The sequence below is a fragment of the Treponema sp. genome (assembly GCF_051883275.1).
Classification (GTDB): domain Bacteria; phylum Spirochaetota; class Spirochaetia; order Treponematales; family Treponemataceae; genus Treponema_D.
Genome location: NZ_JBJETK010000016.1, coordinates 1 through 6,998 on the forward strand (window position 1 = coordinate 1; position 6,998 = coordinate 6,998).

At 39.3% G+C, this 6,998-nt stretch carries 4 protein-coding genes; 1 reads left to right on the forward strand and 3 read right to left on the reverse strand.

What is annotated here, in order from left to right; translation table 11 throughout:
• Positions 1 to 167: 167 nt before the first annotated feature.
• Complete coding sequence (locus tag ACI4L0_RS02375) at positions 168 to 599, forward strand: rhodanese-like domain-containing protein (RefSeq protein ID WP_439798565.1); 432 nt, start codon at positions 168 to 170, stop codon at positions 597 to 599.
• Between the two features lie 144 nt (positions 600 to 743).
• Here the strand turns inward: ACI4L0_RS02375 and ACI4L0_RS02380 are convergent, their stop codons facing one another.
• From ACI4L0_RS02380 to ACI4L0_RS02390, 3 genes are all read right to left on the reverse strand, one after another.
• Positions 744 to 2,582, reverse strand: coding sequence for a methyl-accepting chemotaxis protein (locus tag ACI4L0_RS02380; protein WP_439798566.1), 1,839 nt, complete (start codon positions 2,580 to 2,582; stop codon positions 744 to 746).
• Between the two features lie 313 nt (positions 2,583 to 2,895).
• The gene (locus tag ACI4L0_RS02385) at positions 2,896 to 5,904 is read right to left on the reverse strand and encodes a type III restriction-modification system endonuclease (RefSeq protein ID WP_439798567.1); all 3,009 of its coding nucleotides are present in this window, start codon (positions 5,902 to 5,904) and stop codon (positions 2,896 to 2,898) included.
• The gene (locus ACI4L0_RS02390) at positions 5,905 to 6,942 is read right to left on the reverse strand and encodes a DNA methyltransferase (protein WP_439798568.1); all 1,038 of its coding nucleotides are present in this window, start codon (positions 6,940 to 6,942) and stop codon (positions 5,905 to 5,907) included. It abuts the gene before it with no gap.
• Between the last annotated feature and the right edge of the window lie 56 nt (positions 6,943 to 6,998).

Here is a 6,998-nt window from a genome sequence, read left to right on the forward strand (position 1 = left end):
ACCGAAAAACTGCGCCCTCTCGTGTACAAATACGGCTTTCTGCGGTAGGGACGGCAGAAAAAAGACTGTGCAGAAACAAGCATGTTTTTCAAAAATGTAGTATTTTTATATAAGCAAGCGCAGAGAATTTTTGTTCTATGCTGCAAACTTTTTTACAGGGGAATATCATGAAGAACATTAAAACATTCTGCAAAATTATGACTGCCGTTTTCTTCTGCCTTTCGTGCACGGCAAAGGAAAATAAAAGTGAAATCAAGAATCCTGCAAAAAACGAGGTCGCTATGAAATCTTACATTTCCGTTTCAATGGACGAAGGACTTAAAATGCTTTCCGAAGAAAAAAATGCTGTTCTGCTCGATGTGCGCCGCCCTGACGAATATCAAGCCGGACACATGCCGGGCGCAATTCTTTTTACAAACGAAACAATGACACCGGAAAAAGCAGAAAATCTCATTCCTTCAAAAAACACAAAACTTTTTGTTTACTGCCGGAGCGGACGGCGGAGCAAGGAAGCCTCGCAGAAACTCGCAGACTACGGCTACACCAATGTCGTGGAAATCGGCGGAATTATGAATTATTCCGGGGAACTGGAAAAGTAAAGATTCCCCTTCTGATAAAGAAACTTGCACAGATAAAAAACGCAATATTCCGCCGATTTATAAAACGCGAATATAAAAACCTCGAAAAACAGAAGTTTCCCGAGGCAAGTTAAAAAAGAGATTCAATATTTTTTTAGAAATTCCCTATATCTTAAAATGAAGAATTTCATTGCCGAGGCTTTCGATATTGACTTTATTCTCCTGGCTTAGAGTATTGATGCTCTGAAGCACTTCATTTATCTGATTCGCGCCGATCGACATTTCTTCCATGCTGTCGCTGAGAACTCTTGTAACATCGCCAAGGTGCTCCATTTCCTTTGCAATTTCCGTGCTGCCGCTCATCATTTCTTCAGAGCCGCTCTTTACTTTATAAGTCACAGAATTGATTTCCTTTATCGCCTCAAGAATTTCAGTGCTTCCATTGCGCTGCTCTTCCATTGCGCTTATGACTTTGGAGCTCATTTCGTTTACGTCTTTGCAGGAATTAAACACCTGCTCAAACATTTTTTCAACTGATGCAGAAGAATCTGAAAGCATTGTAATATCAGAGCTAAGAGAACTCAGTGTCTGGCTTATCGTCTTGCTCTTGCTTGCTGTTTCCTCCGCAAGATGGCGGATTTCTTCCGCGACAACTGCAAAGCCCTTTCCGGCATCTCCTGCGTGGGCGGCCTCGATTGCGGCGTTCATGGCAAGAAGATTTGTCTGGGCGGCGATATTTTCAATCATTGTGCTTGCTTCAAGAAGCGTTGCAGAATCATGGGAAACTTTCTGGGCAATTTTGTTTGTTTCTGTCATAGTAACATGGCCGTTTGAAGTCGCCTCCGTGAGCTTTTCAATAAGCCCAGTTGTCTTTTCAAGAATATTTGTTGCGGAATTGATATTGGCAACCATCTGTTCGATTGAAGACGAAGACTGAGAAACACTGGCAGACTGGGATGAAATGCTTTCGTTGAGAACTGTAAGGTTCTTTACAATTTCCCCGACAGTGGAAGAAGTTTCCGTAACCCCGGCGGACTGCGAAACAGTCTGCTTTTTCACGCCGTCAATGTTCGAGCTTATTTCATTAATCGCACTGGCAGCGGAATCAGTGTTGCAGGCAAGCTTTTCTCCAAGCTCCTGCATTTTTTCCGCGGCATTCCTTATCGCAGAAATCGCACTGCGGATTTTTTCAATCGTTTTGTTGAAGTACATAGAAAGCAGGCTGATTTCGTCATTTCCCGAAACAGGAAGCGCAACAGTCAAATCGCCTTCGCCCTCGGAAATGTCCTTCAGCTTTTCAGTGATTGATATAATCGGCCGCACGAACATTCTTACAATCAGAAGAATAAAGAAAATGCATGAAACCGCCACAAGCAGAACGCTGAAAATAAGCTGGCTTCTGACCGCCGAATAAAAATCAGCCGAAAGCTTTTTGTCGATAGTGCCAAGAGCGACATCAATATCATCTATATAATTGCCTGTTCCAATGACCCATGCAAACGGCTTGTAAGGAGCTGTGTAGGAACGCTTGGGCTGCGGAATATCAGAGCCGAACTTTGGATACTTGAAATTGACAAAGCCGCCTTCTTCATTTTTTCCGATTTCAATAAAATCACGAACCATGAATTTTCCGTCTTCGTCCTGCCAGTCAAGGCGATTTGTTCCCTCTGTCGCAGGCTTGGGAGGAAGAAGAATGTTCACGCCGTCAAAAGTATCAATCCAGAAATACCCTTCTGTGCCATAGTGAATGCCGCGGATGATTTCCTTGATAGCATCTTTTCTTTCCTGAAGAGTGTAGCCTTTTTTAGAATACAGCTCGTCATAATTTTTTATGAGCGAAATGACATTCTGAACCTGCCACTGAATTTTTTCATCGTATGAAGAAAGCATAAGCTCATGCTGAAGGGATACTGTATAACTCTGTTGTTTTGTAAGATTGAAAAGAGAAACAATCGTAAAGACAGCGGACACGCAGACCAACACCAAAACTGAAAAAAATACCATTTTCAATTTTAAACTTATAAAGCGAGATTTATTTTCCATAAAAATATATTACACCCACCCCCAAACCAGTGTCAACTCTTTTAGAAAACGGGGAAATAACGGCGCAATGATATCGAAATCGGAAAGTTCCCTACACAAGGTACTCCTGAAAAAAAAGAGGAAAACGAACGACGAATAGAAAAACCCAGAAAGTCCTATTATTTTTTTGGGCGTGCCCCTCACTTCGTTCGGGTCGGGCTTTTCGTGGCTCCGCTATCGCTCCGGTGCTCCGCACTTGCCAGGCAACCACTACAATCCCTCACGCTGTACACTTTTACTCATACAAATCGCTGTTTGCATCTTCACCTTTCACTACGCTTTCAATAATTTCTGTCATATCCTGTTTAGAAATCTGAGGACGGTAATATACATCAGGCACATCATTCTTCAACTTTTCAAACAGTTTATGCGCAGCGGTAAACTTCCGTCTTTCTTCCGGATCAATATGGTCTTTAGTCTTATCCTTTGTTTCAACAACAAGGTTAAGCTGTTTTTTACCAGATGTATGATTTATAACATACATAAAATCCGGGCTGTATGTTCCGTCAGCATAAGTCGGAATTCGCACAGTACGGCGAGGAATTTTTCCGTACACTTCAACCGAGGCAATATTTGATTTTATTCCGTGAGTAATATTATTTTTCTCCAAGTCGGAATCATACGCGCAGGAATCATACAGATAATTTTCAAGCGGAGTTTCCTTGCAGTTCAGAACACCAATATCATTACGGATAACATATTCTTTTACGGAATTATTTTCATCGCAAAGCGGATCAGAAACAGGCACATCAACTTTTTCATACGAGTATTTTTCTGAAAAAGTTCTGATATACCAGTCACGATAACCTTCAACCAAATGGCGCAAAGTCTGCCTGCTAAAAAACTTTTCGGGAAGAGGATTTGATTTGAAATATTCACAAAAAACTTCGTGCAAAAGCGTAATCGGAATATTCGTTTCTTTCTGAGCCTTCTTCAAAAATTCAGAATATGGAAGTTCTTTTTTGAATGTAAATGTCGTTCCGATTCCTGTCGTAAACTTTACACTTCCGTCTTCATCTTTTGCAGTCTGCTGAATTGATGTGGAAACTGCCGTTGAACCGTCGATTCCTTTTTTGAGCAAATCCAAAAGCATCTGTTTTAATTCACTTTCTTTTGTTGAATCAAAATGCAGATAGAATTTCTGATTTATGCTTTTCCAGAGATTTGCAAGCTTGTCATACTTTTCTTTTCTGATTTTGACTTTTTCGCTGTCCTTGTCTTTACTTGCATTTATGCTGACAATTTTTCCAGCCTGCAATGCAATGAACAAGTCGGGACAGTTTTCTTTAAAGTCTTCAAGATTTTCTTCGATTGGCTCTCCTTTGTATGTGATGAATTTCTTCTGAATTAAATCGAACATAAACGCATTGACATCAATCTGCTTTTTCTTTGCGTATGCTTCAAGGAAACTCTGCGTAATCTTGAACTCTCTATCTGCTCCTGCGTTGATTTCAGCAAGCAATTTTTCTGCAAAATCTTTTTCCGAATAATCGATTATATACCGAAGATAAAACTGCCTGTCGCTCTGTCGTTCTCCAAGTTCATCTACAGGAAGACGAAGTCCTCGCCCTACTTCCTGCAATTTGCTTGTTTCGCTGCCGCTTGAACGGAGCTTTGCAATTACAAATATGTTCGGATTATCCCAGCCTTCTTTTAAAGTCCATTTTGAAAAGATAAATCTTGTAGGCTCCCATTCGCCATTATCTTTTTTAATTTTTATGATTTCATCTTTTTTGCGGAGAACTTTATCAACTTCTTCTTTTACATCTTCGCTGTCCGTGCTGTTATCTTCTGAAAAATAACCTGCAATTATTTCATTTAAATGCGAAAGTGAATAAGAAAGATAATCAGTATATTCCCTGTTTTTTTTGAGTTCTGACATTTTGAATTTTTCAATCAGCGACTGTAATTTTTCTTTTAAAAGCCGTTCAAAGTTCTTCCTCAAGTAGCCATCGTTACGGAAAGATTCTATTGAATCAATAAAGAAAAGGGAAAGCGTTTTGATTTTTGTAAGACCATTACAGAAATTTTCATATTCTTTTTCAAAGTGGCGGTCAAGTGCAAGATTAAGCATTGTAACCTGGAATGTGTCGCTGAAAACTTCGGGATAAAGTGAATCGCTCTTGTGAAGAATCATTCCGTTGCTCAGTTCAACTTCTGCTTTTAAAATTGAAGAAACATGAATGTTTTCAAAACTTGAGTCGATGTTGCTCAAAGAATCCGTTTCCTGCAAATCAAAAGTTTTTTTTGTCTGCTCGTTTTGAAAGCGGACAGTTTTTGCCTCGCCCTTTGCAGTGTTTATTTCAAGCACTTTGATTTTTATCTGATCCTTGATTTTGTCTTCATCGGCAATGTATTCAACCTGCACTCCTTTTACAAGATTGTCATTAAACGCGCTGCATGCTCCAAGAGAATACACTACATTTTCATAATCGATTTTATCCTTGCCCATTTCCGGGAAAGTCGCGCCGTAGCGGATAATGCACTGCGGCTGAATTTTTTCTACAAGAGTTTTGAACGTTCCTTTGGTACGGTTGAACTTGTGCGGCTCATCGATGATTACAAACGGATTTATGTTATGCAAAACTTTGTAGGGATTCGTAAAATTACCGAGCAAAGTCTGGTCGTATTCAGCATCCATCGTGGCGGCGGAATTCAACATTCCGCTGTTTGTCAAAAGCACATCAATTTTATTTCCGTTCAAGTCTGTGTTTTCTGCAAATTCCTGAATCGCAATCGGGAAAGATTTCCGTCCTTTTGTTTTCTGCTTTTGAGCGTCCAAAACATGAATCCGTAATTCAGTTCCTTCGTACAAAGACTGCAAATCGCTTTTCATATATGAAGATTTAAAAAAAGCTTTTGCGCCTTCCTTGATTGGAACAGTCGGCACAAGTACGATGAACTTGTTTATTCCATAAGCCCTGTGAAGCTCAAACATTGTCTTTGTGTAGACATAAGTTTTGCCAGTTCCAGTTTCCATTTTTATATCAATATTCAGATATTTTGAACTGGAATCAGTATAATTCTCGCGCAATTTTTCCGGCACTGTATAGCCAGCCATAAAGCAATTCTGTTTTTCACCGTTTTGAATTTGCGCAATATTTTCTTTTATTACCGCAATGTCTTCTGTCATCAAAGGGCATTTTGTTCTGTCCGTAAAAAATTTCGGCTCAATTCCGTCAAAAACATGAAGCACTGCATTGACTGCATTTGTCTGGTGCGGTAAGTTTTGTTCCAGTCGCATTTAGTACCTCACAATCGGTTCAATAGGATTACGGTTTTTGAGTGTCTTAAGGTTTGTGGTAATCGAAGTAAGCATATTAAAGTCGAACGAATAGCCGTAAATAAAGATTTTGTCTACCGTAAGTTCAAGGCTTTCAATTTTGCGGATAAGTTCCTTGATAGATTTTTCTTCAATCTCGACAAGCAGATACAGATATTTTCCGATTTTTTCATCGTCCAAAAGCCATGCTGTGTAACCCGCAAGGTCAATTTCTTTAGGAGTTGTGCTGAAGCCGAAACCGTCTTTTATTTGCCAGGTCTGCAAAACTGTTTTTTCGCCAAGAGATTTTACGATGTCGCCGTTGTCAAAAACAAGTTCAAGCGAATTCGGTTCAAAGGCTTTGATTTTATCAAGCGTTTCTTTCGGCATGGATTTTAGATAGTAAGTTTTAAATCCCAAGTCTGCGGTTGTATCCGGGTGTTCCGTCTTGATTTTTGCGGCTGCACGGCGAATGCGTTCTTGTCCTATAACAGACAAAATATGAGGTGCTCCAATTTCATCACATACATTTATTGCATTCTGAATTATTTTCTTTTCATTTGATTTAACTCGTTTAAGATTTTCATCAAGATTTTCCGGTAACTGAACTACAATAAATTTCCGTTTTTCATTCAGCTTATCAACATTTAACTGCAAAACAGAATGAGCTGTTGTCCCACTACCTGAAAAAAAATCAAGAATAATGTCATCTTTTTCAGTAACAAAATCTATTAATCTATAAAGAACATTCAGAGGCTTTGGATTATCAAAAACTTTTATTCCATTAAACAAATCTGATACAAGCTTTGTTGAAGCCCTGTTATCTTCGTAAATTATAGATCTTAGTGAATCTGTTGCCGTTTCTATTCTCTTTTTTATATGAGGTTGTGTTGTATGATCTTTTCCCCACTCAACTTGTCCAGCTTTTACAAAATTCCAGAAAGTTTTTTCTGCCCAACGCCAACCATTTTCGGGTTTTGGACAATTCTTATGAGTAACAGGATGAGGAATGTCAAACATATTAAAATGAGTGCGTAAAACAGCACAGAAAAAGAAGCAGATTTAAGGTGCAAACA

Coding starts and splice junctions, on each gene's coding strand:
- ACI4L0_RS02385 (WP_439798567.1), bottom strand. CDS start 5,904: ATGCGACTGGAACAAAACTTACCGCACCAGACAAATGCAGTCAATGCA.
- ACI4L0_RS02375 (WP_439798565.1), top strand. CDS start 168: ATGAAGAACATTAAAACATTCTGCAAAATTATGACTGCCGTTTTCTTC.
- ACI4L0_RS02390 (WP_439798568.1), bottom strand. CDS start 6,942: ATGTTTGACATTCCTCATCCTGTTACTCATAAGAATTGTCCAAAACCC.
- ACI4L0_RS02380 (WP_439798566.1), bottom strand. CDS start 2,582: ATGGTATTTTTTTCAGTTTTGGTGTTGGTCTGCGTGTCCGCTGTCTTT.